This is a genomic window from Sphingosinicella sp. CPCC 101087, from assembly GCF_004151485.1.
In the GTDB taxonomy this organism is placed as follows: domain Bacteria; phylum Pseudomonadota; class Alphaproteobacteria; order Sphingomonadales; family Sphingomonadaceae; genus Allosphingosinicella.
In genome coordinates, this window is record NZ_SBFF01000009.1 from 156,086 (window position 1) to 180,247 (window position 24,162).

At 66.9% G+C, this 24,162-nt stretch carries 29 protein-coding genes; 14 read left to right on the forward strand and 15 right to left on the reverse strand.

Annotation, left to right across the window (positions count from 1 at the left end):
- Positions 1–20: 20 nt before the first annotated feature.
- The 3 genes from EKM57_RS15215 to uvrB all read right to left on the reverse strand — a co-directional run bounded on the left by EKM57_RS15215 (position 21) and on the right by uvrB (position 3,427).
- Positions 21–716: a 2OG-Fe(II) oxygenase gene (locus EKM57_RS15215; RefSeq protein WP_206185458.1), complete on the reverse strand. Its 696-nt coding sequence runs from the start codon at positions 714–716 to the stop codon at positions 21–23.
- A 93-nt stretch (positions 717–809) separates the two neighbouring features.
- Complete coding sequence (locus tag EKM57_RS15220; protein WP_243451068.1) at positions 810–1,232, reverse strand: hypothetical protein; 423 nt, start codon at positions 1,230–1,232, stop codon at positions 810–812.
- Complete coding sequence (gene uvrB / locus EKM57_RS15225) at positions 1,229–3,427, reverse strand: excinuclease ABC subunit UvrB (protein WP_129793372.1); 2,199 nt, start codon at positions 3,425–3,427, stop codon at positions 1,229–1,231. Before uvrB ends, EKM57_RS15220 begins: the two co-directional genes overlap by 4 nt.
- Positions 3,428–3,510: 83 nt before the next feature.
- Here uvrB and EKM57_RS15230 point away from each other — a divergent pair, with 83 nt between their 5' ends.
- The 4 genes from EKM57_RS15230 to EKM57_RS15245 all read left to right on the forward strand — a co-directional run bounded on the left by EKM57_RS15230 (position 3,511) and on the right by EKM57_RS15245 (position 5,586).
- Positions 3,511–4,047 carry a DUF3617 domain-containing protein gene (locus EKM57_RS15230; protein ID WP_129793373.1) on the forward strand — a complete coding sequence of 179 codons (537 nt, stop codon included), beginning with the start codon at positions 3,511–3,513 and terminating at the stop codon, positions 4,045–4,047.
- A gap of 99 nt (positions 4,048–4,146) precedes the next feature.
- On the forward strand, positions 4,147–4,683 hold the full coding sequence (locus tag EKM57_RS15235; protein WP_129793374.1) for a DUF3617 family protein: 537 nt from the start codon (positions 4,147–4,149) through the stop codon (positions 4,681–4,683).
- Positions 4,684–4,690: 7 nt separating this feature from the next.
- Positions 4,691–5,200 (forward strand): DUF3617 domain-containing protein, encoded by a 510-nt coding sequence (locus EKM57_RS15240; protein WP_129793375.1) that lies wholly within the window; start codon positions 4,691–4,693, stop codon positions 5,198–5,200.
- A complete protein-coding gene (locus tag EKM57_RS15245; RefSeq protein ID WP_129793376.1) occupies positions 5,197–5,586 on the forward strand; it encodes a VOC family protein in 390 nt (129 codons plus the stop codon). The genes EKM57_RS15240 and EKM57_RS15245 overlap by 4 nt, the downstream gene beginning before the upstream one ends.
- Positions 5,587–5,607: 21 nt before the next feature.
- Here the strand turns inward: EKM57_RS15245 and EKM57_RS15250 are convergent, their stop codons facing one another.
- Entirely contained in the window at positions 5,608–6,672 is a 1,065-nt protein-coding gene (locus EKM57_RS15250) for an MBL fold metallo-hydrolase (protein ID WP_129793377.1), read from the reverse strand.
- A gap of 103 nt (positions 6,673–6,775) precedes the next feature.
- Between EKM57_RS15250 and EKM57_RS15255 the strand changes: the two genes are divergently transcribed.
- Positions 6,776–7,576: an arylamine N-acetyltransferase gene (locus tag EKM57_RS15255; RefSeq protein ID WP_129793378.1), complete on the forward strand. Its 801-nt coding sequence runs from the start codon at positions 6,776–6,778 to the stop codon at positions 7,574–7,576.
- Here EKM57_RS15255 and EKM57_RS15260 read toward each other — a convergent pair.
- Positions 7,573–8,007, reverse strand: coding sequence for a hypothetical protein (locus EKM57_RS15260; protein WP_129793379.1), 435 nt, complete (start codon positions 8,005–8,007; stop codon positions 7,573–7,575). The two genes, EKM57_RS15255 and EKM57_RS15260, sit on opposite strands and share 4 nt — an antisense overlap.
- Before the next feature lie 227 nt (positions 8,008–8,234).
- Between EKM57_RS15260 and EKM57_RS15265 the strand changes: the two genes are divergently transcribed.
- From EKM57_RS15265 to EKM57_RS15280, 4 genes are all read left to right on the forward strand, one after another.
- A complete protein-coding gene (locus tag EKM57_RS15265) occupies positions 8,235–9,092 on the forward strand; it encodes an SDR family oxidoreductase (protein WP_129793380.1) in 858 nt (285 codons plus the stop codon).
- Between the two features lie 66 nt (positions 9,093–9,158).
- Positions 9,159–9,578 carry a hypothetical protein gene (locus EKM57_RS15270; RefSeq protein ID WP_129793381.1) on the forward strand — a complete coding sequence of 140 codons (420 nt, stop codon included), beginning with the start codon at positions 9,159–9,161 and terminating at the stop codon, positions 9,576–9,578.
- Entirely contained in the window at positions 9,571–9,918 is a 348-nt protein-coding gene (locus EKM57_RS15275) for a DUF962 domain-containing protein (RefSeq protein WP_129793382.1), read from the forward strand. The genes EKM57_RS15270 and EKM57_RS15275 overlap by 8 nt, the downstream gene beginning before the upstream one ends.
- A 365-nt stretch (positions 9,919–10,283) precedes the next feature.
- Positions 10,284–10,472 (forward strand): PspC domain-containing protein, encoded by a 189-nt coding sequence (locus EKM57_RS15280; protein ID WP_129793383.1) that lies wholly within the window; start codon positions 10,284–10,286, stop codon positions 10,470–10,472.
- A 174-nt stretch (positions 10,473–10,646) separates the two neighbouring features.
- Here EKM57_RS15280 and EKM57_RS15285 read toward each other — a convergent pair whose 3' ends face one another.
- Both EKM57_RS15285 and EKM57_RS15290 read right to left on the reverse strand, forming a co-directional pair.
- The gene (locus EKM57_RS15285) at positions 10,647–10,889 is read right to left on the reverse strand and encodes a type II toxin-antitoxin system HicB family antitoxin (RefSeq protein ID WP_129793384.1); all 243 of its coding nucleotides are present in this window, start codon (positions 10,887–10,889) and stop codon (positions 10,647–10,649) included.
- Between the two features lie 739 nt (positions 10,890–11,628).
- Positions 11,629–11,886 carry a hypothetical protein gene (locus tag EKM57_RS15290; protein ID WP_129793385.1) on the reverse strand — a complete coding sequence of 86 codons (258 nt, stop codon included), beginning with the start codon at positions 11,884–11,886 and terminating at the stop codon, positions 11,629–11,631.
- 150 nt (positions 11,887–12,036) lie between these two features.
- Here EKM57_RS15290 and EKM57_RS15295 point away from each other — a divergent pair, with 150 nt between their 5' ends.
- Positions 12,037–12,327 (forward strand): hypothetical protein, encoded by a 291-nt coding sequence (locus EKM57_RS15295; protein WP_129793386.1) that lies wholly within the window; start codon positions 12,037–12,039, stop codon positions 12,325–12,327.
- Positions 12,328–12,339: 12 nt separating this feature from the next.
- On the opposite strand, the gene EKM57_RS15300 is transcribed toward EKM57_RS15295, so the two are convergent.
- Positions 12,340–13,494 carry an N-acetyltransferase gene (locus EKM57_RS15300; protein ID WP_129793387.1) on the reverse strand — a complete coding sequence of 385 codons (1,155 nt, stop codon included), beginning with the start codon at positions 13,492–13,494 and terminating at the stop codon, positions 12,340–12,342.
- Positions 13,495–13,624: 130 nt separating this feature from the next.
- Between EKM57_RS15300 and EKM57_RS15305 the strand changes: the two genes are divergently transcribed.
- Complete coding sequence (locus tag EKM57_RS15305) at positions 13,625–14,152, forward strand: DUF2239 family protein (RefSeq protein ID WP_129793388.1); 528 nt, start codon at positions 13,625–13,627, stop codon at positions 14,150–14,152.
- Positions 14,153–14,223: 71 nt separating this feature from the next.
- Here the strand turns inward: EKM57_RS15305 and EKM57_RS15310 are convergent, their stop codons facing one another.
- Entirely contained in the window at positions 14,224–14,934 is a 711-nt protein-coding gene (locus tag EKM57_RS15310; RefSeq protein WP_129793471.1) for a sterol desaturase family protein, read from the reverse strand.
- Positions 14,935–15,149: 215 nt separating this feature from the next.
- Between EKM57_RS15310 and EKM57_RS21950 the strand changes: the two genes are divergently transcribed.
- Positions 15,150–15,314 carry a hypothetical protein gene (locus EKM57_RS21950; RefSeq protein WP_165357482.1) on the forward strand — a complete coding sequence of 55 codons (165 nt, stop codon included), beginning with the start codon at positions 15,150–15,152 and terminating at the stop codon, positions 15,312–15,314.
- A gap of 15 nt (positions 15,315–15,329) precedes the next feature.
- Here the strand turns inward: EKM57_RS21950 and EKM57_RS15315 are convergent, their stop codons facing one another.
- Genes EKM57_RS15315 through lptF form a run of 5 tightly spaced genes read right to left on the reverse strand, consistent with a single transcriptional unit; the run spans position 15,330 to position 21,446 of the window.
- Positions 15,330–16,124: an NTP transferase domain-containing protein gene (locus tag EKM57_RS15315; RefSeq protein WP_129793389.1), complete on the reverse strand. Its 795-nt coding sequence runs from the start codon at positions 16,122–16,124 to the stop codon at positions 15,330–15,332.
- A gap of 29 nt (positions 16,125–16,153) precedes the next feature.
- Positions 16,154–17,554 carry an MmgE/PrpD family protein gene (locus EKM57_RS15320; RefSeq protein ID WP_129793390.1) on the reverse strand — a complete coding sequence of 467 codons (1,401 nt, stop codon included), beginning with the start codon at positions 17,552–17,554 and terminating at the stop codon, positions 16,154–16,156.
- Between the two features lie 27 nt (positions 17,555–17,581).
- Positions 17,582–19,105 (reverse strand): lipopolysaccharide biosynthesis protein, encoded by a 1,524-nt coding sequence (locus EKM57_RS15325; protein WP_129793391.1) that lies wholly within the window; start codon positions 19,103–19,105, stop codon positions 17,582–17,584.
- A 23-nt stretch (positions 19,106–19,128) separates the two neighbouring features.
- Positions 19,129–20,223 (reverse strand): LPS export ABC transporter permease LptG, encoded by a 1,095-nt coding sequence (gene lptG / locus EKM57_RS15330; protein ID WP_129793472.1) that lies wholly within the window; start codon positions 20,221–20,223, stop codon positions 19,129–19,131.
- Positions 20,223–21,446 (reverse strand): LPS export ABC transporter permease LptF, encoded by a 1,224-nt coding sequence (gene lptF / locus EKM57_RS15335; RefSeq protein WP_256386901.1) that lies wholly within the window; start codon positions 21,444–21,446, stop codon positions 20,223–20,225. Before lptF ends, lptG begins: the two co-directional genes overlap by 1 nt.
- 118 nt (positions 21,447–21,564) lie before the next feature.
- Here lptF and EKM57_RS15340 point away from each other — a divergent pair, with 118 nt between their 5' ends.
- Together EKM57_RS15340 and EKM57_RS15345 are read left to right on the forward strand one after the other, a co-directional pair.
- Entirely contained in the window at positions 21,565–22,077 is a 513-nt protein-coding gene (locus EKM57_RS15340) for a DUF2141 domain-containing protein (protein ID WP_243451069.1), read from the forward strand.
- A 12-nt stretch (positions 22,078–22,089) separates the two neighbouring features.
- Entirely contained in the window at positions 22,090–23,061 is a 972-nt protein-coding gene (locus tag EKM57_RS15345; protein WP_129793392.1) for a diacylglycerol kinase family protein, read from the forward strand.
- Between the two features lie 458 nt (positions 23,062–23,519).
- Here EKM57_RS15345 and EKM57_RS15350 read toward each other — a convergent pair whose 3' ends face one another.
- Positions 23,520–24,161 carry a glutathione S-transferase family protein gene (locus EKM57_RS15350; protein ID WP_129793475.1) on the reverse strand — a complete coding sequence of 214 codons (642 nt, stop codon included), beginning with the start codon at positions 24,159–24,161 and terminating at the stop codon, positions 23,520–23,522.
- Position 24,162 lies beyond the last annotated feature (1 nt).

Consider the following 24,162-nt stretch of genomic DNA (forward strand, 5'->3'; position numbering starts at 1 on the left):
AGCTCCCGCGGCGCGCCGGATCAGCGCGCGTCGTGGAAAATGATTCCGAGGGTGAAGCGCAGGCCGCTCCTGACCCGACTGACTCCATGGCGCATCGCGCGCCGATGAAAGCCGCGGCTGCCGCGCACGGGTCGCTCACGCACCGGGAAGATCACCGCGTCGCCGCGTCGCAGCGGCACCACCTCGGCCCGCGACTGCATGCGCGGGCGCTGCTCGGCAAGGACGAACTCGCCCCCGGTAAAGTCCTCGCCCGGCTCGGAAAGCAGGATCGCCATCTGGAGCGGAAAGACATTCTCCCCGTACAGATCCTGGTGCAGCGCGTTCCAGTCGCCGGCCTCGTAGCGAAGCAGCAGCGGGGTGGGCCGCACCTGGCCGGCCTCGCGGCAGCGCGCCAGAAAGGCCTCATGCTCCTGCGGGAAGCGGATGTCGGTGCCCAGAGCCGCCGCCCACCGATTGGCGATCTGAGCGAGCGGCGGGTAGAATTGCGCCCGCAGCCGCGCCACCGCTTCGGGCAGCGAATAATCGAAATAGCGATAGGCGCCGCGCCCGTAGCCATGGCGGGCCATGACCACTTCGCTGCGGAAGCGATCCGGTTCGTCCCACAGGGAGGCAAGGCCGGCGGCCTGCTCGGGCTTCAGCAGCTGCGCAAGATGCACATGGCCATGTTCGTCGAGCTCGGCTTCGACGGCGCTCCAGTCCGTTTCACTCATGATCATTCCTGTGACAGCATCGGGTCCGGCTGCCGTCCCGAACCTTGCTCTCGAAGCGGCTCGGCCGGAAGCGGAAGAGCCTGCCACGCTGCGAGGCTGCTATCGCGGCCGACGGATTCGACTCGCCAGGGTGATCAGGCCGAGCAGCGCCAGGATCGCGAAAGGCGAGGCAAGCATGATCAGCCCCAGGCCGATATTCGCACCGCCCGCGAAGCCCGTCAGCGAATCCCGCCAGGTCTGCACGACGAAAAAGGTCCAGAACCCCACGCTCATCACGATGCCGCTCCACCAGAGCGACCGCGACCTGGAGCCCGCCAGCGCCAGCCCGATGAAAGGGAGCGACGTGAGCAGCAGGTGCAGGATGGCGACCTCAGGCGCGTCGATCGATCCCAGGGCGCCGTCGCCGAGCAGCGGCTGTCCAAGAACGAGGTCCCTCGCCGCATTCCCGATCAGCACGATCACGACCCCGAGCGCGAGCGCGATGCCGAGGAGCGCCGGGCGCGACAAGGGCTTGCCGATCAAGGCCCCTTCGCCCGCCGGCCCATCCTTATAGCCTGTTGCTTGCCGTAGCGGGTCTTGCGCGTGCCCGGCTTGCCCTCGTTGGAGTGCCCGACGAGCGGCGCGCGCTTCTCGCTGTCCGGAAGTCCGAGCTCGTCCGATTCGAGCCGGCGGATCTCGTCGCGAAGCCGGGCGGCCTCCTCGAACTCGAGGTCGGCGGCGGCCTTGCGCATGCGCCCTTCCAGTTCCTCGATATGGGCCCTGAGATTGTGCCCCACGAGGTGCGGCGTCTCCGCGTCCCCGGTGTCGATAAGCACCGAATCGCGATTGGAGACGTCCGACAGAATGTCCGAGATGTTGCGCTTGATGGTCGTCGGCGTGATTCCGTGCGCCTCGTTATAGGCGACCTGCTTCTCGCGCCGCCTGTTGGTCTCGTTCAGCGCCCGCTCGATCGACCCGGTGATCGTGTCCGCGTAGAGGATCACCTTGCCCTCGACGTTGCGCGCAGCGCGGCCGATCGTCTGGATGAGCGAGGTCTCTGATCGCAGGAAGCCTTCCTTGTCGGCGTCGAGGATGGCGACCAGACCGCATTCGGGAATGTCGAGCCCTTCGCGCAGCAGGTTGATACCGACCAGCACGTCATAGACGCCGAGCCGGAGATCGCGGATCAGCTCGATCCGCTCCAGGGTCTCGACATCGGAATGCATGTAGCGGACCCTGAGGCCGGCCTCGTGCAGGAACTCGGTGAGGTCCTCGGCCATCCGCTTCGTCAACGTGGTGACGAGCGTGCGATAGCCCTTGCGGGCGGTCTCCTTCGCCTCGTGGATCAGATCGTCGACCTGATCCTCCACCGGCTTTATCTCCACAGGCGGGTCGATCAGCCCGGTCGGTCGGATCACCTGCTCGACGAAGACTCCGCCGGTCTGCTCCATCTCCCAATTGCCCGGCGTCGCCGAAACGGCGACGCTCTGCGGACGCATCGCGTCCCACTCGTTGAACCGCAAGGGCCGGTTGTCGATGCAGCTCGGCAGGCGGAAGCCATATTCGGCGAGGGTCAGCTTGCGGCGGTGGTCGCCGCGCGCCATCGCGCCGATCTGCGGCACGGTCTGGTGGCTCTCGTCGACGAAGAGCAGGGCATTTTCCGGGAGGAACTCGAACAGGGTCGGCGGCGGCTCGCCCGGCAGGCGGCCGGTGAGGAAGCGGCTATAATTCTCGATGCCCGCGCACGAGCCGGTCGCGGCGATCATCTCCAGGTCGAAATTGGTGCGCTGCTCGAGCCTTTGCGCCTCGAGCAATTTTCCTTCGGCGATCAGCTCCTTCAGGCGCTCCGCGAGCTCGTGCCTGATCGCCTCCATCGCCTGCTTGAGCGTCGGGCCGGGAGTCACATAGTGGGAGTTGGGATAGACCTTCACATGCTCGAGGCTGGCGATCTTCTTGCCGGTCAGCGGATCGAACTCCACGATCTGTTCGATCTCGTCACCGAAGAAGGCCACCCGCCAGGCCATGTCCTCATAGTGGGAGGGGTAGATTTCGAGATTGTCGCCGCGGACGCGGAAATTGCCGCGCGCGAAGGCCTGGTCGTTGCGCTTGTACTGGAGCGCGACGAGCTTCCGCACGATCTCGCGCTGGTCGACCGTCTGTCCCTTCTTCAGGCTGAAGGTCATCGCCGAATAGGTTTCGACCGAGCCGATGCCGTAGATGCAGGACACCGAGGCGACGATGATGACGTCGTCGCGCTCGAGCAGCGAGCGGGTCGCCGAGTGGCGCATCCGATCGATTGCCTCGTTCACGCTCGACTCCTTCTCGATATAGGTGTCGGAGCGGGGGACGTAGGCCTCGGGCTGGTAATAATCGTAATAGCTGACGAAATATTCGACCGCATTGTCGGGGAAGAAGCTCTTGAATTCGCCATAGAGCTGCGCGGCCAGGATCTTGTTCGGCGCGAGCACGAGGGCCGGCCGCTGCAACGCCTCGATCACCTTGGCCATGGTGAAGGTCTTGCCCGAGCCGGTCACGCCGAGCAGCACCTGGGTCCGCTCCTCGGCGCGGATCTGCTCGACCAGCTCGGCGATCGCCTGCGGCTGGTCGCCGGACGGCTGATAGTCCGAGACGATCCTGAAGGCCTTGCCGCCCTCCGCTTTTTCCGGGCGCGTCGGGCGATGGGGCACGAAGGTCGGGGCCTCGGGCTCCTCTAGGCTGGTGCGAATGGCGATGGACATGGCTTTCATATGGCGATTCCCACCGCCAGGCGCTAGCGTCCCGGACGCGGCCTTGATGCCCGCGATCGAAGGGGGAGCTCGTCATGACGAAATGGTCCATCGCCGCTGCGGCGGCGCTGACGTTGGCGGCCTGCGGCGGCCAGAGCGAGAATGAGGCCGGAACGAATGGCGAGGCGGCCGCGACGAAAGCCGGGGGCGACGGGGGTGGCGAATCGCTCGCCTTGGCGCCGGGTCAGTGGGAAATGTCCATGCAGATGGTCCGGATGAGCGGCATGCCGGAGGGCGCCGCGTCGAACTTCCCCGCGACGACGATCCGTACCTGCCTCACGCCCGAGGAGGCGAGCCGGCCCGGCGCCGACTTCCTCACCGGCAACGGCGAGAATGAAGGCTGCACCTACGAGAATATGTCGATGACGGGCGGCCGGATGCAGGGAAGCGTGCAGTGCACCACCGCGCAAGGGACGATGAACGCGACCTTCGAAGGCGAATTCTCGCCGACCAGCTACGAGGTGACGCACCGCGCCAGGATGAGCGGCGACGGGGCGGCGGAGACGGAATTCGAGAGCCGCATCACCGGGCGCCGGATCGGCGACTGTCCGGCAGGGTCAGCGGCAGGCTGAGGGGCGACGAGCGACGGCAAACCGGAATTGCTGCAAGGATATGGCCAAGTCCGCCCCCACACGCTAGCTTCCAATGATAAGAAAAAGGGGGAGGATGACATGCGTATCCTGGCTTGCATGACGTTGCTGTTGGTCGCCGGTTGCGGCGATGGAGCCGCCGAGCAGAATGTCGCCGCGACCAAGGCTTCGAGCCTGACGCCCGGCCAATGGGAGCTGACATCCGAGGTGACCGCCTTCCAGACCGTCGACCAGGGCGCGCCGAAGATCGACACGCCGGTCGGCACCCGCGCCACCGAGCAGGTCTGCGTCGGCGGAGGACGGCCGCCTGCCGCCTTGTTCGCCGGTGAAGGCTATCGGTGCAACTTCGACAATTATTATCTGCGCAACGGCCGCATCAACGTCACCATGCAGTGCGCGCGCGAGGATCTTTCCGGCACGATTCCGATCACCGTGGACGGAAGCTTCGAGGCGGAATCGCTGGAATATGTCCGCGAGCTTCGCACCGTTCTCGCCAGCGACGGCGACGTCCAGATCACCGCCCGGGTGACCGGCCGGCGGACCGGCGATTGCGCCCCGGAAGCCGAGGGCGACAACGCGTCGAACGGCCAGGAACCGTCCAACGCCGCAGCGGGCTGACCTTGCCATGCGGCCCCTCGCCGCACTGTTCGCCGCGGCCGGTCTCGTCGCGGCGGGCTGCGGCGGGGAGGTCGCGCGGAACATGACCGGCGAGGAGGTCGCCGACGAACTGTCGGACATGCAGATCGAGCCGGGGCTTTGGGAGCTGACGAGCGAAGTGGTCGAGGTCAGCGCGCCGGGCCTGCCGCGCGAGGTCCGCAACCGGATGGTGGGGCCTCGCAGCCGGATCCGCAACTGCATCAGCCCGCAGCAAGCCTCGCGCCCCGGCGCGAACTTCCTCGCGATGCAGTCCGACAGCGCCTGCACCTATCGCGACTTCAGCGTGCGCGGCGGAGAGATGCGCGGGACGATGGTCTGCCCCGAAGCAGTAGCGAGCATGTCCGGCCAGTACCGGCCCGAATCCTACGAGCTTCGCATGGCGATGGAGAGCCCGATGCCCGGCGGTGCGACGATGACGCTCCAGTTGCGCGCGCGGGGCAGCCGGATCGGCGATTGCCCAGAGGAGAAAGCAGGATGATCGGCTACGTGACGATCGGCACGAACGACCTCGCCAAGGCGAGGGAATATTATGATGCGCTCTTTCAATCCATCGGCGCTTCCCGGTTGATGGAGCTTCCCCACGGATTCACCCTGTACGGCACCGACTGGCGCCGCCCCGGGGTCGCCATCACGCCCCCTTATGACGGCGGGACGGCGGCGCCGGGCAACGGCAACATGATCGCGCTGGTCGTGGACAGCCGCGCCAAGGTCGACGCCTTTCACGCCCGTGCGCTCGAGCTCGGCGGCAGCGACGAAGGCGGGCCTGGCCTTCGCGGGCCCGAAGGCGACCGCGCCTTCTACGGCGCCTATTTCCGGGACCCCGAAGGCAACAAGATCTGCGTGTTCCGCATGGGACCCGCCTGAGGGTTCGGAGCGACCAGCGGTTCAGGGAACCACCAGACCGCCGCCCGCTTCCACCGCGACGAAGCGGTCGGCATCGATCCCGCGAGCGCGCCGAAGGGCCGCCAGGCGCTGGCGCGGCTCGTCGATCGGCTCGAAGGTGAGCTGGAAGGTTCCCCAGTGCACGCCGATGGCGCGCGCCGGATCCAGCGCTTCGAAGATCGCGACGGCTTCTTCCGGATTGATATGGTGGGCGCGCATGAAGTCGCGCGGCTCGTAGGCCCCGATCGGGATGATCGCGAGCCGGAACGGGCCGTGGCGCGCCGCCTCGCGGACCCATGTGCCGTCTCCCCAGCCGGTGTCCCCGGCGAAGAAGATGTTGCCGCCCGGCAGCCGGACGGTGAAGGCCGACCATAGGGCGCGATTGCGATCGGTGAACCAGCGCGATCCCCAATGATGATTGCGCTCGACCAGCACGTCCACGCCTGGCCTCACCGGCACGGCTGCGCTCCAGTCCGCCGCCGTCGCCTCGATTCCGGCGCGCTCGAGAATCGTGTCATTGCCCAGGCTGGTGACGATCAGGGGACGATCCCGCGCCCAGAGGCGCCGAAGCGTCGCCAGGTCCATATGGTCGTAATGATTGTGGCTGACCAGGACGAGGTCGATCTTCGGCAGGTCCTCGAACCTCACTCCGGGCGCGCGCACGCGCCGCGGCCCATAGAAGGAGAAAGGCGAGGCGCGCTGCGACCAGATCGGATCGGTGAGGATGTTGAGCCCGCGGGTCTGCACCAGGACGGTGGCATGGCCGATCCAGGTCACCCGCATCTCGTCGCCAAGAACCCGGCCTGGGGGCACTGCCGGAGTTACGGGCACTTCGGCCGGCCATTCGGCCCGCTCGGTCGAGACGGCCCAGCGCGCGAAGAAGTTGCGCCGGGCCGGGCTCGGCGCCGCAGCATCGGGGTTGAAGAAGCGCTCTCCGTCGAAATGGCCGCTGGGCGGGCCGCGATAATAGATCCGGTCGAGGAAGGGCGGGACGACCGTCGGCGCGAAGCAGAGGCCGGCGAGCAGGAACAGGAGGAAGGCGCCGAGCCGCCGCAGGAAGGTCCGCATCCGGCGCCAGATAGCCGCATGTCCCGCCGCAACCAATCCCGCTCGGCAACTCCCTTGGGCAATCCCCCTTGGTGCGCCCCTCGCTCCGTGCAAGAGGAGCCCGATGGCTTATCGTGACGACCAGCTGAACGCCTATTTGGAGAGGATCGGCTTCGAGGGGCCTGTTCGGGCCGACGCCACCACTCTCGACCGCCTGCACCGTGCTCATCGCTTCGCCATTCCGTTCGAGAATCTCGACATCCCGCTCGGTCGCGGGATCGTGCTCGATCGCGAGCGGCTGTTCGACAAGCTCGTGACCCGGCGGCGGGGCGGCTATTGCTTCGAGCAGAACGCCTTGTTCTTCGGCATGGCAGAGACGATCGGCTTCGAGGGGCGTCCGCTGCTCGCCCGCGTCTGGCTCGCCGCCGAGGGCGTGCCGCCGCGCACCCACACGCTCAACCTGGTGCGGCTCGACGGCGAGGATTCGATCGTCGATGTCGGTTTCGGCGGTTCGTTCGTGCCGCCGCTGCGCCTCGCTGCCGGCGCGCAGGCCGTTACCGCCGACGGAGCGCGGCACCGGCTCACCGAGGATTCCGACCATGGCTGGCTGCTGGAGCGCGACGGCGGCGACGGCTGGCAGCGTCAATACAGTTTCGGGCTCGACCGGGTCTGGCCGGGAGACCTCCAGGCCGCCAATCATTTCACCGCCACCTGCCCCGGCACGCGGTTCACCACCCTGCGGATCGTGTCGGCCGCGACTCCGGAGGGATATTTGTCGCTGATCGGCCGCACCCTCACCGCCAGCCGCATGGGAAAGGCGGAGACGCACGAGATTGCGGATGGGGAGGAATATCGCCGTCTTCTGAGCGAACGGTTCGGCATCGACCTCACGGCCGAGGAGATTGAACGGCTCGACCTCTTCTAGCGGGGAAGGATGGCGAAACCCGGTGGCGCCCCATCCTCTTCATGCTCGCTATGGTACATGTCCATGATCAGGCTGGTCCGGCCCGGCGCGGCCGACCCGCAGTCGAGCGGATAGACGTCGACCACCGTACCGAACGCGCCGACGCCGGCGCTGCCGCGCTGTCCGACGCGGGGCGCTGAGCCGTCGGCGCAGCGCAGCCGAGCGATGTAAGCGCGCTCGCCTTCCGGGCCGCCGACCCGCACCGGGTTTTCCCGCGACCCCAGCGGGTGGGCCTGCGCGGCAGCGATCGCCTCGGACAGATCGTCCTGACCGGGCGCGAGGCCGAACTCCGAGAGCAGCGATTCGGGACTGCGCGTGCGCTCGCCCAGCTCCTGGGCGGCGGCGGGTGCGGTGAGCAAGGCGACGGTGCAGGCGAAGGGCAACAAGCGCATGAATTTCTCCGGGAGAGGCGCGGCCACCCTAGGCGCACCATTCCACGATCGGCAAGGCGCCGCGGCGCTCCAACGTCCAGGGTTCGAAACCTGGGATTCGGACCCTGGATCGTGCCGCCGACGTCAGCGCGAAGATCTGCGATCGACCCAGCATCCCTGCCGCGCGCTTCGCGGAACGTGGCATGGGTAAAGCGGGTTCTTGCAGCAGATGCAGGAGACCTTCCGAAATGTCCGAAACCGAAACCGTCGAAATGATCCACGAGGACGCGCTGCCGGGCCACGAAAGCGCATTGGAGCCGAAGCCGGACTGGGAGCCGCGCTATCCAGGCTCCGGTCGGCTGAAGGGCAAGGTGGCTTTGGTCACGGGCGCCGACAGCGGCATCGGGCGGGCGGTCGCCGCCTTGTTCGCCCGCGAGGGTGCCGACGTCGCCATCGCCTATCTCTGCGAACATGACGATGCCGCCAAGACGAAGGAGATCGTCGAGGCGGAAGGGCGCCGCGCGATCACCATTGCCGGCGATCTGGGCGAGAAGGCGTTCTGCGATCAGGTCGTCCGGGAGACAGTCGAGAAGCTCGGCGGGCTCGACATACTCGTCAACAATGCCGGCGAGCAGCATTGGGACGAGGACATCACCGACATTTCCGAAAAGCAGCTGAAGCGGACGTTCCAGACCAACATCTTCAGCATGTTCTTCCTCACCCAGGCCGCACGGCAGCACCTGAAGCAGGGCTCCGCAATCATCAACTGCACGTCGATCACCATGTATCAGGGCTCGAAGCTCCTGCTCGACTACAGCGCCACCAAGGGCGCGATCACCGCCTTCACCCGCTCGCTCTCCGAGAATCTGATCTCCGACGGCATTCGCGTGAACGCGGTCGCGCCCGGGCCGATCTGGACGCCGCTCAACCCGTCAGGCGGGTCGCCGCCCGAGAAGATCAAGGATTTCGGCAAGGATACGCCGATGGGCCGCGCCGGCCAGCCGAACGAAGTCGCGCCGAGCTTCCTTTTCCTCGCTTGCGAGGATTCGAGCTACATGTCGGGACAGGTGCTCCATCCGAACGGCGGCACGATCGTCGGCAGCTAGGGTCGAGGCTTCCTGCCGAAGACTTCGTGATATAGCTTCCCCCGACAGGATGAGGGGATGCCAACGATGAAAAGCCTTGCTGGACTGGTCGCGGGTCTGGTGGCGGCAGTCGCCGCAATGATCGCCGTCGGTTTCGTCGGCAATCTGTTCGTGCCTCTGTCCGACGCGCCCGTGCCGGGCGAGACGGAGGCGGTGACGGTGGCCCTCGCCGCCGCTCCGCTCGGCGCACAGGTGACGGTGCTGCTTGCGTGGTTCGCCGCCGCTCTGGCGGGCGCGGCCGCCGCCCGTTTCATCTCGCGGGCGTCCTGGCCCGGCTGGACGATCGCCGGCCTGCTCGCTCTCCTGCTGGCGGGCACCTTCCTGGTGCCGCTGCCGATCTGGATGCAGACGATCGCCGTGCTCGGGCCGCTCGCGGGCGGCGCGATCGCCCAACTCCTGGTGCCGCTTCGACGTGGGGCTCCGGACGCGATAGCCGTCAATGCGTGAATTTCGCAGCTTCGCTGAATTCTGGCCCTTCTACCTGCGCGAGCATTCGCGGCCGCGCACGCGCGGGCTCCATTATGCCGGCACCAGCCTCGTCGTCCTGATCGCGCTGGGCGCGGTCGTCACGGGGCACTGGAGCTTGCTCGCCGCGGTGCCTGTGGCCGGCTACGGCTTCGCCTGGGCGGCCCACATGATGGTGGAACGCAATCGGCCGGCGACCTTCACCTATCCGCTCTGGTCGTTGGCCGCGGACTTCAAAATGTGGGCCTTGTGGCTGTCCGGGCGGCTTGGCCCCGAACTGGAACGCGCCGGTGTGGTCCCGGAAAGGCCCGGACCTCGCTGACCGTCCGGAGCCGGGCAGCATTGTTCGGATACGGACGCCGAGAGTTGGTGAAAGTCGCCGATATTTGGGCTTCATTCATCTGGTAGAAATGTGCCTCACATCAGGAATCGGCAGTTTTCAGCCGTTTTTCGCACTTGGCACACCCCGTGCAAACTTCCTGACATGACCGCCGGATGGTCCGGTGGCCAAGTACAGGGAGACCTAAAATGACTCTTTCCTTCGCCAATCTGCACCAGATCGCTCTCTCGATCGTCGGCGCGCTGGTTGCCAGCAGCCTGTTCGTTTCCGCCGCGGTGGGTCCGGTCCCGATCATCTGATCGGGCCGGTCCGCCCCCTACAACCCAATCATCATCGGAATCGTCGTCATGAACAGCCGCTACGCCCTCGACAAAAGCGAAGGAAAGATCCTCGGTGTCTGCGCCGGCCTGGCGCGGTCGACTGGCTGGGACCCGCTCCTGATCCGCCTCGGCGCCGTCCTGGCGACGGTGCTGCTCCTCGGCCCGATCGCAATCCTGCTCTATCTGGCAACAGCCTGGATCGCCAACGAGGCCTGATCCCCGGTCCCCGGGAGCCCGCGGTCGGGCGGCATGTCAGCTGATCGGCAGGAACATGCCGAGCAGCGACAAAGCGACCGCGATCGCGGCCAGGATCAGCGCGATCCTCGCCATCACGGAAGCCCGCCGCGCTTCCGCCAGCGCTTCTTCCTGCTGACTCGAAATCGTTTGCGCTCAGGCCGGCAGCGGCCGCGCGACCAGCTCGACGCTCAACATCGTGCCCGAACGCGTGGTCGGCTCCGGCGGCGGAACGCCTTCGGCCTCGAATCCGGTCAGGGCATCGATCAGCGCACGGCGTGCCTCCTCGCGCGCCTCCTCGTCGTCGCGGCCGAGGGCGGTCACGCCCGGGAGATCCGGGAAGGACGCAATCACCAGTCCGTCGTAGCGCGTGACGAGCCGAACGGCATAGCTGAGCATCTTCGCCTTCTCCCGATCAGGCGCACCCCGAATGAGGGCACAGGCGCAAGCGCGACTCCGTTGCCGCTCGTGCAAACTCCCATTGCGGGGCCAAGGAGTCAATGAATCGGGGAGGCGAACAATTGGAAATCGCAACGGATTCTGCGCGACCGTTCAGCCGATGGGCACAAGGCGGGATATTGGCGCGCGGTGGGACTTGCCTTCCCCACATTGCGCTTCGGACGGCCTGAGGGCCGGACCCGTGCTACGGCCGCAAGATTCACCGTGTCACGCGCGCCGCACCCTCCATAGCATGGGCCGGCCGAGTCGCGAACCGCCGACGCGCGGCGGTCCGCCTCCCTTTACCATCCGTTGGCCGCGAGTCCGTGCCGTCCGATGGCCGGATTCAGGACTTGGATTTCGCCGATTTCGCGCGGCCGCTCCTGGCTCGAAGCGCCGGTATCGCCGCGGTGGCGGCGAGTCCCGCGACGACTGCGGCCCCGGCCGCCATCGACGCCCTCGGATGCTCCCTCACCTTGTCCGCGATCCGCCCGAGGCGGCTCTCCGATTCAGCCGGCTGGCTGCGTTCGTCGTTGCCGGAGCGGGGCCCGGCGTGAGGCATGACGGAATTTGGGATGTGCGACATGAAGCAACTCCGGATTCGAGGTACAATGAGACGACGCCAACGGAGCGGGCGGCAGGCGGTTCCGGTCGCGAACCGTTCTTCCGGCGGCGACTGCGACGAAGCGCGTGCGAAAGCCTATTGGCCGTTACGCTGCACTTCGGGAGGCGGCGGCGTCTGGGCGTTGGCCGCGGCGTTGAGCGCTTCGTCGACCACGGCCGGGTCGTTCCCCTCGCGGGCTGCATCGGCGGCGTTCTCCAGTATACCGGCGGCCTCGGGCGTGCTTTGTTCGGCGGCATCTTCGAGCGAGTCGGCGGCATTTTCCGCCGGCGATTGCGTGCCGCAGGCGCCCAAGCCTAGCAAGGCGACGGCGACGAAAGGCAGAAAGGTCTTCATGGCAGCTCCTGGGCTGAGGTCGCCGACTGAACGAGCGCAGGGCAACAGGGTTGCGCCGGTCGGCTGCGCGTCGACACCCGACGAACGCCGGCACCCCTTCCGGAACGGCCGCAGAGACGGCCGCATTGCGTTCCGACAAAGGAGAGAAGGATGAAGAAGCTCACCATCATCGCCGCCGTCGCGGCCTTGCACTTGAACGGATGCGCCGAAGATGCCGCTCCGCCTGCGGCCGATCGGGCCGCCCAGGCGGGGCCTAGGGAGGCGGGCGAGGGCGAAACGGTGATCCGCGCGGACGACAACGGCGCCTTCATCGACACGCCGGCCGGCGAGATCAGGTTCGATCGCAACGGCTTGGACGTCGACCTGGACGGGCGCGAGATCGAAGCGAAGATCCGCACTGGAAAGAATCTGTCCGTTTCGATCGACACCAACCGCCAATGAAGCGGGTCGGCGTCAAAGCGGCTTCTCGTAGATCCGATAGATTCGGTTGCAGCGCGAATCGATCGCGTCCGCGATCGAAATCATCCCCTGATTGTCCTCGAGGACCCATCCGACCTCGCCGCGCTGAATCCCGTAGGCGGAGATGCCGGCGCGACGAATATATTCGATCAGCATGAAGGCGAGCTGGCTGGCGAGACGCGACGTCTGCAGCCTTTTCACCACCCCCATCAACGCAACGCGCGCACCGGGATAGCGGCGCTTCCGCATGCGCCACATCAGCTTCGCCCAGCCGAACGGGAAGAGTTCGCCGTCGAGGTCGCGGATAAGAGCGTTGATGTCGGGAAGCGTGAGCATGAAAGCGACCGGCTCCCCGTCCAGTTCCGCGACGCGGATCACCTCGTCCAGGACGATCGGCTTCAATTTCTTGCCGGCATAAGCGATTTCGGACGGAGTGAGCGGGATGAAGCCCCAATTGTCCGACCAAGCGTCGTTCAGGATGGAGAGGATCAGGGCCGCTTCCTCGTCGAAACGAGACGGGTCGATCTTGCGGATGCGGATGCGCTGATTCTTCTCCCCAGCCGCGACGATGCGCTGGACCAGAGGCGGGAATTCCTTGCTGACGTCGAGGTCGTAGGTGAGCAGGTCCTTGGCCTTGGCGTAGCCGGCGCGCTCGACCCAGCCTTCATAAGCGGCCTTGTTGTGGCCCATCATCACCATCGGCGAATGGCCGTGCCCCTTGATGAGCAGGCCGGGCTCGTCCCAGATGCCCAGCGAGAAAGGGCCCATCGAACGGCTCATACCCTTCGCGCGCAGCCAGTCCTCGGCGGCGGCAAGCAAGGCGCGGCCGGCCGCCTCGTCCTCCGCCTCGAACATGCCCCATTGGCCGAGGCCCGGGGCCATATGTTCGAGCACGAGCGCGTCCACCTGGGCGGAGATGCGGCCGACGATTCGGTCGCCACGCCGGGCGAGGAGGAAGGCCGCCTCGGCATGCTCGAACCAGGGATTCTTGCCCGGCGTGATGAGTCCCCGCACCTCCTCCTTGAGCGGAGGAATCCAGTGAGGATCGTCGGCATTCAGCCGGTAGGCGAGCTCGATGAAGGCCTTCCTGTCGGCCTTGGTGAGGACCCGGCGAATATCGATGCCGGTGTCCGGCGCGGCGGCGTTCATGGCAGGTCGGTAGGCGAAAAACGATTCCGCCGGAAGTGGCCCAGGCGTGTGGAATACAATAATATCCGGGCTAAAAGCTTGACAATGTTTTTACCCGGGCATAAATGGAGCTCCTGTGAGGAGCAAGCAAATGAATGTCACGGCATTTTTCGAAGACCGGATTATCGCCCAGGGACCGAGAGAGGCGGTCACACGTACGATCGAGGATAAATGGGCCGGTGAGCATGGTGCGGTCCGCATATTCGACGACGAAAGCGGACGCACGGTGGATCTCGACCTGTGGGATGCCGCGGCGGGCGCCGAAGCGGCGAAGCCGAACCCGCCGCGCGGGCGCGGCCGGCCGAAAATGGGCGTGGTGGCACGGGAAATCACCCTGCTTCCGCGGCAATGGGACTGGCTGTCCCGCCAGCCTGGCGGCGCTTCGGCGGCCATTCGTCGGCTGGTCGAGGCGGCTCGCAAGGAAGGGCCCGGTCCGGAGGCGCGCCGCGATGCGGTCTATCGCTTCCTGACCGCCATGGCCGGCGATCAGCCCGGCTATGAGGAAGCGCTTCGGGCAATGTACCGGGGCGAGACCGAGCGCTTCCGTGCTTTGATTGCCGACTGGCCGCAGGACGTGTGCAGCTATGCGGAGGACCTGCTGGGCGCGGAGCCCCGCTGATGCGGAGAGAGGCCGGAACGGCGACGTTCCGGCCTCTCTTCATCCTTCCCGGAAGGCGGCAGAGGGTCTCGTCAGGCTTTCTCGCGGCGACGGCGGGGATGGCCGGTGGCGACGCCGCCGCTCAGCCGCGCGACCCACGGCCAGCGCTCGGCCGCCTCCGGCGTATAGCCGAGGTTGAACACGGTCGGGCTCTTCTCGGGCCGCTCGGGGCGGTCATAGAAGGTGCCGAAGAGCTTGTCCCAGAAGAAGGTGGTGATTCCGTAATTGCCGTTCTCGTCATGGAAATGGTGCGCCATGTGACGCTTCTTCATCTCCGCCAGCACGCGGCTCTTGGGCTTGTAGGCGAGATGCTGGATGCAATGGACGAACTCGTAGATGCAGGTGGTGATGAGGCCGGCGGCGAAGGCCGCCATCGCGCCGCCGAAGCCGCCGATCGCCCAGCCCAACGGGATCACGCCGATGGCGATGGTCGGCAGCGTCGTATGGAGCGCACCGAACAGGACCTCGAGATGGTTGGGATCCTGATGATGGTCATAGTGAATGCGCTTCCAGGTCGAAGCCAGGAAGGGGACCTTGAACATCCAGCGGCTGTGCAGCACCCAGCGGTGCAGGACGTACCAGAAAAGCGGATAGACAAGGCTCGCGACCAGAATGGCCGCCAGCGTCGGCAGCAGCGGCGCCGGACGCCAGGCATAGAAGCCGATCGCGACGGCGCTCAGCGCGAGATAGGCGATGATGGCCGGATATTGGAAGTAAGCGATGACGAGCTCGCGTAGGCTCATCTTGTCGAGATGATGCTCGCGTCTCCAGAAGGACGGGCGCAGGGTCTGTTCGATCTTCACCTTGGATCCTCGTAACAGGCTGTCAGGCCGATTGGGAGCGCCTTCGCCCCCCTATGTGTGGCCGCGTCATGGATTTGCAATGAGGCGGTTTTTGGGCGGGACCGGGCGCGCATGGGGCGATTGAAGCGGCCGCGGCAAAAGGACAGATTGGGTCGATGAACGACGAATCGAACAAAGCCGGGCGGCCGTTGGGCGCCGGAATCAGCATCGGTCTCGCGCTCGGCGTGGCGATCGGCCTGGCCATGGACAATCTCGGAGCGGGAATAGGCATCGGCCTCGCGATCGGGATCGCGATCGGGCTGACGATGCGGCGCAAATGAAGGCATGACGGGCCTTCAGACGCTCTCGCGCTCGCGCACGATTCGATTGGCAAGCTCCCAATCCTGCATCCGGTCGACGTCGATCGGTCCTTCCGCGAAAGGCATCAGGATCGGCGCGGTGCGGAGCCCGACGGTGCGCGATAGCGCCGCGAGCACCGTGCGAAGCGTGAACAGGCGGCTCTTGTAGAGAAGGAAGGCGAACAGGCCGAAAGCACCGATCAGCCGACGAGGCTTTTTCCCGAATTGACCGCCGCCGTTGAAGATGCGCGGTCCGTTCAGCGAGCGCGGGGTGAGCAGGGCGTATAGGTTGCAGCTCGAAAAGGCGCCGTCCCGAAAGCGGTGGAAGGCGCGGTTCCCTTCCGGATATTTGGCGAGGACGTGTTGCGCCGGGGTGAGGCCGATCGCGCCGTCGGCGGTCACATCGTCCAGGGCCTCGCAGAAGAAGCGGACCATCTCGGCCGTATGAAGCGCGTTGTCGCCGGTGGTGATGACCATGGGGAGCAGGTCCGGCGCGGCGACCGCGGCAACGCTGGTACCGATATTCTCACGGCTGGCGACGAACTCCACCGTATCGGCGCCGGGAAGGCCGGCGATGATCGCCTTCGCTTCCTCGATGCTGTCCGACTCGATCGCGATGATCGTGCGGCCGATTCTGCCGGAGCCCAGCACGGCCGCCACAACTCGGCGCAACATCGGCTGGCCGGCTATGTCGATGAAGCATTTGTGCGAGACTCCGCCCGCCTTTGCGAGCGGGTCGAGATTCCCACGGCTCGCGGCGAGCACGAGCCCGGTATACAGCCTCTCCCCCATGCATTCGCCTCTAGGGTCCTTGTGGCGGGTTAGGAAGGGAAGCGAGCCACCAACGGCGTCATCAGCGGCGATATTTCCGGGAGATGTGGCAAATCTGCCAGCGCGGCACGCAGAACCGCCTTGTCCCCGACCGGGAGCAGCCCGGCAACGCAGCCGTCATATTTCGCCCAGACCTGATCGATCGTGAAGGGCGAGGCGAGGCTGCCGACCGGCATCGGCACCGCTGTCTCCAACCGGCGGCCGTCCTTCAGCGCCACCTCGACCTCGGTGGGAAACTCGCCCTCCGCCTTGTCGACCGGGTGACGATGGATTCGCGCATAGAGTGCGCGCACCTCGGCGCGGTTCGCGGAGGCGTCGGTGAAATCGGCCAAAGTGCAATTGCCGGTAAGCAGGACGACGGCGAGGCCATATTCGAGCGAGAACTTCGCCTCGAGCGCGTCCTGCGGGTCGGTGTACATCAGGTTCGCCAGGTGAGTGACCGGCGCGCGCACATGGATCGCCTCGACCTCATCCGCGGAAAAGCCGTGATGCTCCCGGAGCGCCAGCAGGCCGTCCATTGCCCGGTGGGCGCTGCCGCAATTGGGAAAGCGCTTCACTCTGAACCCGCTCGACAGGATCAGCAGCGGATCGCCGACACGAGCCGTCTCGAAGCGCAGATTCTGTCCATGCTCGACGTGGGTGAGGCCGTCGCGCAGCCGCTCGTAATCCGGTCCGACCATCAGCCGATTCATGCCGTGGGGACCGTCGAGCGTGGCAAGGCCGGCCGTGATCCCGGCGCGGGCGAGTTCGGCGGCGACGATCCCCGACTTGGCCGCGAGGCCGGCATGGATCGGCTTGGTCATGGTTCCGAACTGCGACATGAAACCAGCCGCCATGCTGGTCGCCATCGACACCGCGAAGCCCGCCTGTTCCGCATCGAGCTTCAGCAGCCGGGCGCAAGCGGCGGCGGCGCCGATCGCGCCGACCGTGGCGGTGGCGTGCCAGCCGCGGTTGCGATGCACGGGGTTCACGCCCTGGCCGACCCGGCCGAGTATCTGCAGCCCGGCGATGTAGGCATCGAGACAGGCGCGGCCAGATGCCTCCTCCTGCTCGGCCAGAGCGAGGATGGCCGGTGCGAGCACCGCCGTGGCATGCGCCTTGGCGGGATCGAAATTGTCGTCGAAGTCGAGCGCGTGGGCAGCCGTGCCGTTGACCAGCGCGGCCCAGGGGGCGGCAAGCCGGCGCCCAGCGCCGATCGCGGCGGCCGGGCCGTCACCCCAGGCCTGCACCGCCTCGAACACATGACGCGTCACCGGCTCGACCGCGCCCGGAACGGAGACGGCAATGACGTCGATAAACTGGCGATGGGCCGATTCCCATGCCGCCTCGGGCCAGGCGTCGGGAGTCTCGGCGAGCCAGGCGCCATAAGCTTGAACGGGATTGGCGGTCATCGGCTCTACCTAAGCGGCGGACCAGGGTCAGACCAGCCGGAGCCTGCGGGCGACACCGCCCAGGGCAAGCCGCTCCTCGCGGGTGAGGCCGTAGCGCAACGCCAGCCAGCTGGTGGCCGCCCAAATTGCGAGGTTGAGCGCGAAGCGCAACGGACCGCCGGTGAAGTGCTCGACGAGGGCCATCGCCGCCACTCCGACGAGCGCGACGGCGAGCCCCTGGAACAGCTTGCGGCCGAAGGGTGACAGGCCGTCGCTGACCCGGAGCTCGACCGCGGCGGCCCAGGTCGAGGCGAGGACGGCGGCCGAGACGGCGATCGCCATCCCCATGGCGCCGAGCGAGGGAGTCAGCCACAGGGCCAGCACGATCCAGATCAGGAAGGCGAGCAGGCTGTTGAGGAGCGGCAGGGCGCGATGCCCGGTCATCTCGACGATCGTCGCCGCCGGCCCGACGATCGCCTCCGCCGCCCGCGCCGCGCTGAGCAGGGCCAGCAGAGGGAGGGCAGCCATCGCCTCGCGGCGGTAGACACTGAGCACGTCGGCGCCGGTAAACACAAGAAGCCCGGCGAGCGGGATGACCAAGGCGGTCGAGACGCGGCTGGCAAATTCATAGAGCGGCGCGATCGCGGCCCGGTCCGCATGGGCCTGTGCCGAGGAGAGCGGCCCCAGCACATATTGGAAGGCCTGGCGGACGATGTAGGGAACGGTCGAGAGCTTGCGCGCAATCTCGAAGATGCCCGATGCGGCGGCGCCGCGCGCGCCCGGGAGCATGAAGTTGATCAGCAAGGGCGGCGCATCGATCAGCATCCGCCGCGACAGGTTTGCGGGGAGCAAGGCCATTCCGGAGCCGATCAGCTCCAAGGCGAGAGCGCGGGGCAACGGCGCGTGCAGCAGGGTGCGGACATCGTAATAGCGGGCGAGGAGCGGCAGGCACAGCAGAGCGGTGACGAAGAGGGAACTCAGATGGGCCGCCATCAGTCCAATACTCTGGAAGCCCATGGCGAAGAAGCCTGCGGCGAAGGCCAGGCGGGCGAGCTGCTCCCAGAAGATGCGCAGGCGGATCTCCGGCCCGAAGGCGCGGCGCGCGCGGACGGCAGAGGTGGCGACCTCGATGAAGGTCCAGAGCGGAAGCGCCCAGATGAACAAGGCGATGGCCGTCGGCAGCCGGGCAGCGTCGGCGGGCGCGGCCGAGAAGATGGGCGCGATCGCCTCGGCGTTCAGCGAGACGACGGCGGCGACGGCCGTTGCCGGGAGCACCGTGGCGAGCAGGGCCAGCTTCACGGCACCATGGGCGAGCGCCTCGCTCTCACGAGTCGGAACCACCCGCTGGAGCGCGCTGGTCATCGACAGGTCGAGCAGGTTGGTGAGCAGGCTGACCGCGCCCCACAAAGCGACGTAGATGCCGTAGCCGGCGAGGCCGAACATCCAGATGTAGAGCGGCTGGGCGAGCGCCTCGATCAGCGCGCCGGCGCGAGACAGGCCGGCAAGGCCCGCGCCGCGCGCGACCTCGCCGCGGGTGACGGCGGGGGCGGCCGCCCCGGGGTCGTCAGGCAAGGCCGGCTCCCCCCTCTCCGGGCTCACTCTTCGGTCCGGATCAGTACGGCCTCGCCGACGAGCAGGAAGAGGAGGAACGGACCCCAAGCGGCGAGAAAGGGCGGATAGGCACCGAAATTGCCCATCGCCAGCGCGAAATTGTCAGCGACGAAATAAGCGAAGCCGAGGGCCATGCCGACCACCGCGCGGAAGAAGAGCTGGCCGGAGCGGGCAAGCCCGAAGGCGGCCGTGGCGGCAAGCAACGGCATCAGCACCGTCGACAGGGGGCCGGAAAGCTTGTGCCAGAGGCTCGCCTCCAGCGTCGCCGTCGGCCGGCCGGCGGCGGCGACCGCGCCGATGGATTCGCGCAGTTCCCAGAAATCCTGCTCGTCGGGATCGACCGCTGCGAGGGTGAACTGCTCGGGCCGAAGCGAGGCGCCGAGCTGGACGCTCTCCATCTGCGAGAGCTGGCCGCTTTCGACCGTGAACATGCGGGCGCCCCGCAGCTGCCAGCCCCCCGCGTTCCGGGCGCCGGTTTCGGCTTCGAGGATCCGTCGCAGGGTTCCGCCGGTGCGATCGTAGATGGTGATCCCGGAGAGCCGGGTCTGCTCGCCCGCGCCGACGACCTGATCGACGAAGATAAGATCCTCGCCATGCTGGACTCGAACATTGCTCTGAATATCGGTCGACGCCGGGACCGGACCGTAATCCACCGCTTCCCAGGCCGACAAAGCGGCGTTGGCGCGGGTGACGATCCGCTCGTTGAAGGCGAAATTGGCCACTGCGATGAGCAAGCCGGCGAGCACCAGCGGGGCGACGATCTGGTGGGCCGAGATCCCCACCGCCTTCATCGTCACGATCTCGCTATTCTGATTGAGCGTCACCAGGGTGATCAGGGTGCCGAGCAGCACCGAAAAGGGCAGGAATCGAGCGACGAGCTGGGGAACGCGCAAGCCGACATAGCGCCAAAGCTCGGCCTCGCCATTGCCCGCATGGGCAAGGATCTCGCCGCTGTTGCCGAGCAGGTCCAGGGTCATCAGGATGAGGACGAGCGCGAGCAGCACGGACAGGCTGCGCAGGAAGAACAAACGCACCATGTAGGCGGCGATCTTCCGCGACGGAAAGAATTGGAGGTTGATCATGCCGTGCGGGCATCCCCGATCCGACGGATGCCGCGGCCACGACGAACGATGCGGCCGATCAGGCCGGCGGCCTTGCCGAAGGCTCGCTCGAGCGCGCCGATCGGCTGGCCCCCCGGCTTCTGCGCCAGGGTCCAGTACATCCAGACGATGAGCGCCGCGAAGAGGAGGAACGGGACCCACAAGGCGATGAGCGGGTCCATCCGGCCGAGCGCCCCCATCTCCTCCGCATATTGATTAACCTTGTGATAGGTCACCACCATCACGATCGCGAGGAAGATGCCGAGGCCGGACGTGCTGCGCTTGGGTGGCACCGCCAGGGCGACCGCCAGCAAAGGCAGCAGCAGAATCATCACCACCTCCACGATGCGGAAGTGGAAATTGGCCCGGATCGCGTTGCGACGATCCTGCGGCGCCGCCTGATTGCGGGCGATTCGGACCAGCTCGGGCAAGGTGAGCTCCTCGGTGCCGTTGCCGCGGCCGCGGAACTGGTCGATCGCCGGAAGGCTGATCGGCAGATCGTGCCGGACGAAGCTCAGCACGCGGGGCGTCCGGTAGCCCGGTGCGTCATGGACCAGCCGCCCGTTGGCGAGGCGCAGCAGAATGGTGTTTGGATCGTCGGTGGCGAGGAAGGTGCCGCGGTCGGCGGTGACGGCGAGGGTTTTCCCGTCGCGGCTCTCGACCCGCAGGAACACGCCGTGCAGGTCGGTACCGCCATCCTCGCTCCGTTCGACCCGCAAGGTCGTCCGCCGGCCGAGACTGGTGAACTCACCCACCCTGATCGATGCGCCGAGGGCGCCCGACCTCAGATCGAATTCCAGCCCCTCATAGGCATATTCGGAATAAGGCTGGATGAAACCCACGATCATCAGATTTAGGCCGAGCAGGACGCCGGTATAGATGTAGGGCACCCGCAGCAGCCTTCCGTAGCCGAGGCCGATGGCGCGCAGCGAGTCGAGCTCCGACGACAAGGCCAGCCGGCGGAAGGCCAGCAGGATACCGAGCAGCAGGCCGATCGGGATGCCGAGGCCGAGATATTGCGGGATGGTGTTGGCCAGCAGCCGCCACACGACGTTGACCGGCCCGCCCTCGCTGACGACGAAATCGAACAGCCGCAGCATCTTCTCGAGCAGCAGGAGCATGGCCGCCAGAATGAGCGTGCCCATCAGCGGAACGAAGATCAGCTTCGCGAGATAGCGATCGATCTGGGTCGCAACACTCAATTTTTCGACGCTCCATGACCACATTTTGGCCGCAAGCTTGGACGATCTGGCATGCATGGGGGCTCGATACAACCAGCCAGCCGTGTCTGCGGCTGGCTCCATAGCTTCCAGGAGTTTCATGGTCATGCTGAAACTGACGGCAAAGGCTGCGGCGGCCCTGGGCCTCGCTCTGGCGGCGCAGGCTGCGCCCGCCCAGGCGGCCCTCGGCCCGGATGCGGCCGCGTGCCGCTCCGGCGACGGCCCCGCCATCCTCGTCAACGTCGACGGCTTCAAGGCTCGAACCGGTAATATCCGGGTCAACGTCTATGGCAGCGATCCGGCCAAGTTCCTCGAGCGGGGTCAATATATCCGGCAGATCAACCTGCCAGTGACCCGCCGCGGGGCGATGCCGATCTGCGTGTCGGTGCCGCGCGCCGGCCGCTATGCGGTGGCGGTTCGGCACGACGTCGACGGCAACGGCCGCAACAGCTGGAACGACGGCGGCGGCTTCTCGCGCAATCCGAACATCTCGCTCACCAATTTGCGGCCGAACTACGGCAATGTCGCCTTCAACGTGGGCGGCGGCGTCCAGAACGTGAACGTGGTGCTGAACTATCGGTTCGGCCTCTCGGTCCGGCCCGTCAACGGATAAGGGTCACCAACCATGGCGCTGGTCGCGCTCCTTTCCAATCCCCGCTCGACCGGCAATCAGTCCATGCTGCCGAGAGTGCGGCGCTTTTGCGCCCGCCACGAGGAAATCTTCCACTACGAAGTAGAGCACGTCGATCAGATCAGCGCGGCGCTGAGGTCGATCGCGCGGGTGAAGCCGCGCGTGCTCGTGGTCAATGGCGGCGACGGCACCGTCCAGGCGGCGCTCACCGAGCTCTACCATGGCGGCCATTTCGAGACGCCGCCGCCGGTCGCGGTGCTGGCCAACGGCAAGACCAACCTGATCGCCCACGATCTCGGCGCCGACGGCGATCCCATCGCGGCGCTCGAGCGGGTGCTCGAACTCGCCCGCTCCGACCTCGAGCCGCACATCGTCTCGCGCGAGCTGATCTCGCTGACCGATGGCGATCCCGCCCGGCGCCCGGTGCTCGGCATGTTCCTCGGCGGCGCCGGCCTCGCCGACACGATGCTCTACTGCCGCCACAAGATCTATCCTCTCGGGCTGCCAAACGCGGTGGCGCATGCGCTCGCCTTGCTGCTCGGGCTGATCGCGATCCTGGTCGGCCGGCCGGCGCGCTTCCTGCCGATGCCGCCGCGCCCGATCACCGTGTCGGTGACCCGCAGCGGCGTGCTGCAGGGCAGCTTCGCCTTCCTCATGGTAACGACCCTGCAGCGGCTGCTGTTCAGCAGCCACATGCCGGGTGCGGGGCAGAGTGTCGGATCGATGCAGCTCCTCGTGATCGAGCGGAACCTTCCCGCTTTGATCCGGGCGCTGGTCGCCTCGATCCGCGGCCGGCTCGGCCGGATCAGCCTCGACGGCGTGCATATCGAGCGCGGCGAGGAGATCAGGATCGAGGGGAGCGGCTCCAGCGTCTTGCTCGACGGCGAGCTATTCGAAGCAGGCCACGGCCGGCCGATCGTGCTGCGCCCGACCGCTCCGGTGCCGTTCCTGAGGCTGGCAGCCTAGGCCGACCATCATTGGCGCTGCGCTTTTCGGGCGCGCGAAGTGAGGTCCTCTAGCTTGAGCTAACAACGAGGAGCTTCTTCGGGCCGAACGACGATCAACGAGGCCAACTTTCCTGGAGAGTCAGCTTCCATGAACCGCGAATAACGGACTCATTCAGGACCGGCTCAATCGCCTGGGGGCATAGGGACGTTCGAGCCCGGCGGTCGCGTATCTTCGCCGGCTCCAGTCCTCCCTAGTTCCCTCGTGTCGCGTATCGAGGGAGGGGCCGGCATCCTCCATGAGGGTGCCGGCCCCAACTTTTTTCGGGCGTGGTAGCTGCGTCCGCCCGCGCGGCCGGGCGCCGAGTCGGGAAGCTGGACGGCGGCGCGGGCGCGGCTCGGCGGCCATGCCGCCTCCCACTCAATCCGCCTCCGTCGGAGGACGATTCAGAACCGCCGTCGACTGCCCAGATTGCCCGTTCAGTCCTCGGCCGGGAACATGTGCGCATAGGGCTCGGCTTCCTTCAGCACGCGGGCGAAGGAGGGGCGCGATTCGAGGCGTTCCAGATAGGCGGCGAGGGTGGGGAAGCGGCCGTCCGAGGGCTGGACCTTTTCGGCATAATGGAGCGACGGCGCCGCTGCGCAGTCGGCGAGGCTGAAATCCTCGCCGGCGGCCCAGGTCCGGCCGTCGAGCCGCTCTTCCAGCAAGCCGCGGGCGGTGGCGATGAGAGCGTGGGCGGATTCGACCGCGCCCGGATCGCGATGCCCATCGGCGCGAAAGCGCTCGAAGACGATGCGCTGCATCGGGGTCATCATATAATTGTCGAAGATGCGGTCGAGCAGCCGCACCTCGAGCGCGGCGTCGGGATCCTCCGGAATCAGCCGGACCGGGCCGGGATGGTGGAGCCCCAGATGCTCGATGATGATCGAAGTCTCGGCAACGACGCGGCCGCCATCCTCGAGGACAGGCATCTTGGCGAGCGGCCACAGGGCCGCGAAGGCGGCATGGGCTTCGGGATCCATCGGGTTGAGCTCGTGGAAGGTGAACGGGGTTTCGTTCTCGTAAAGGGCGATGAGCGCCTTCCAGCAATAAGAGGAGAGCGGGTGGGCGTGGAGCTTCAGG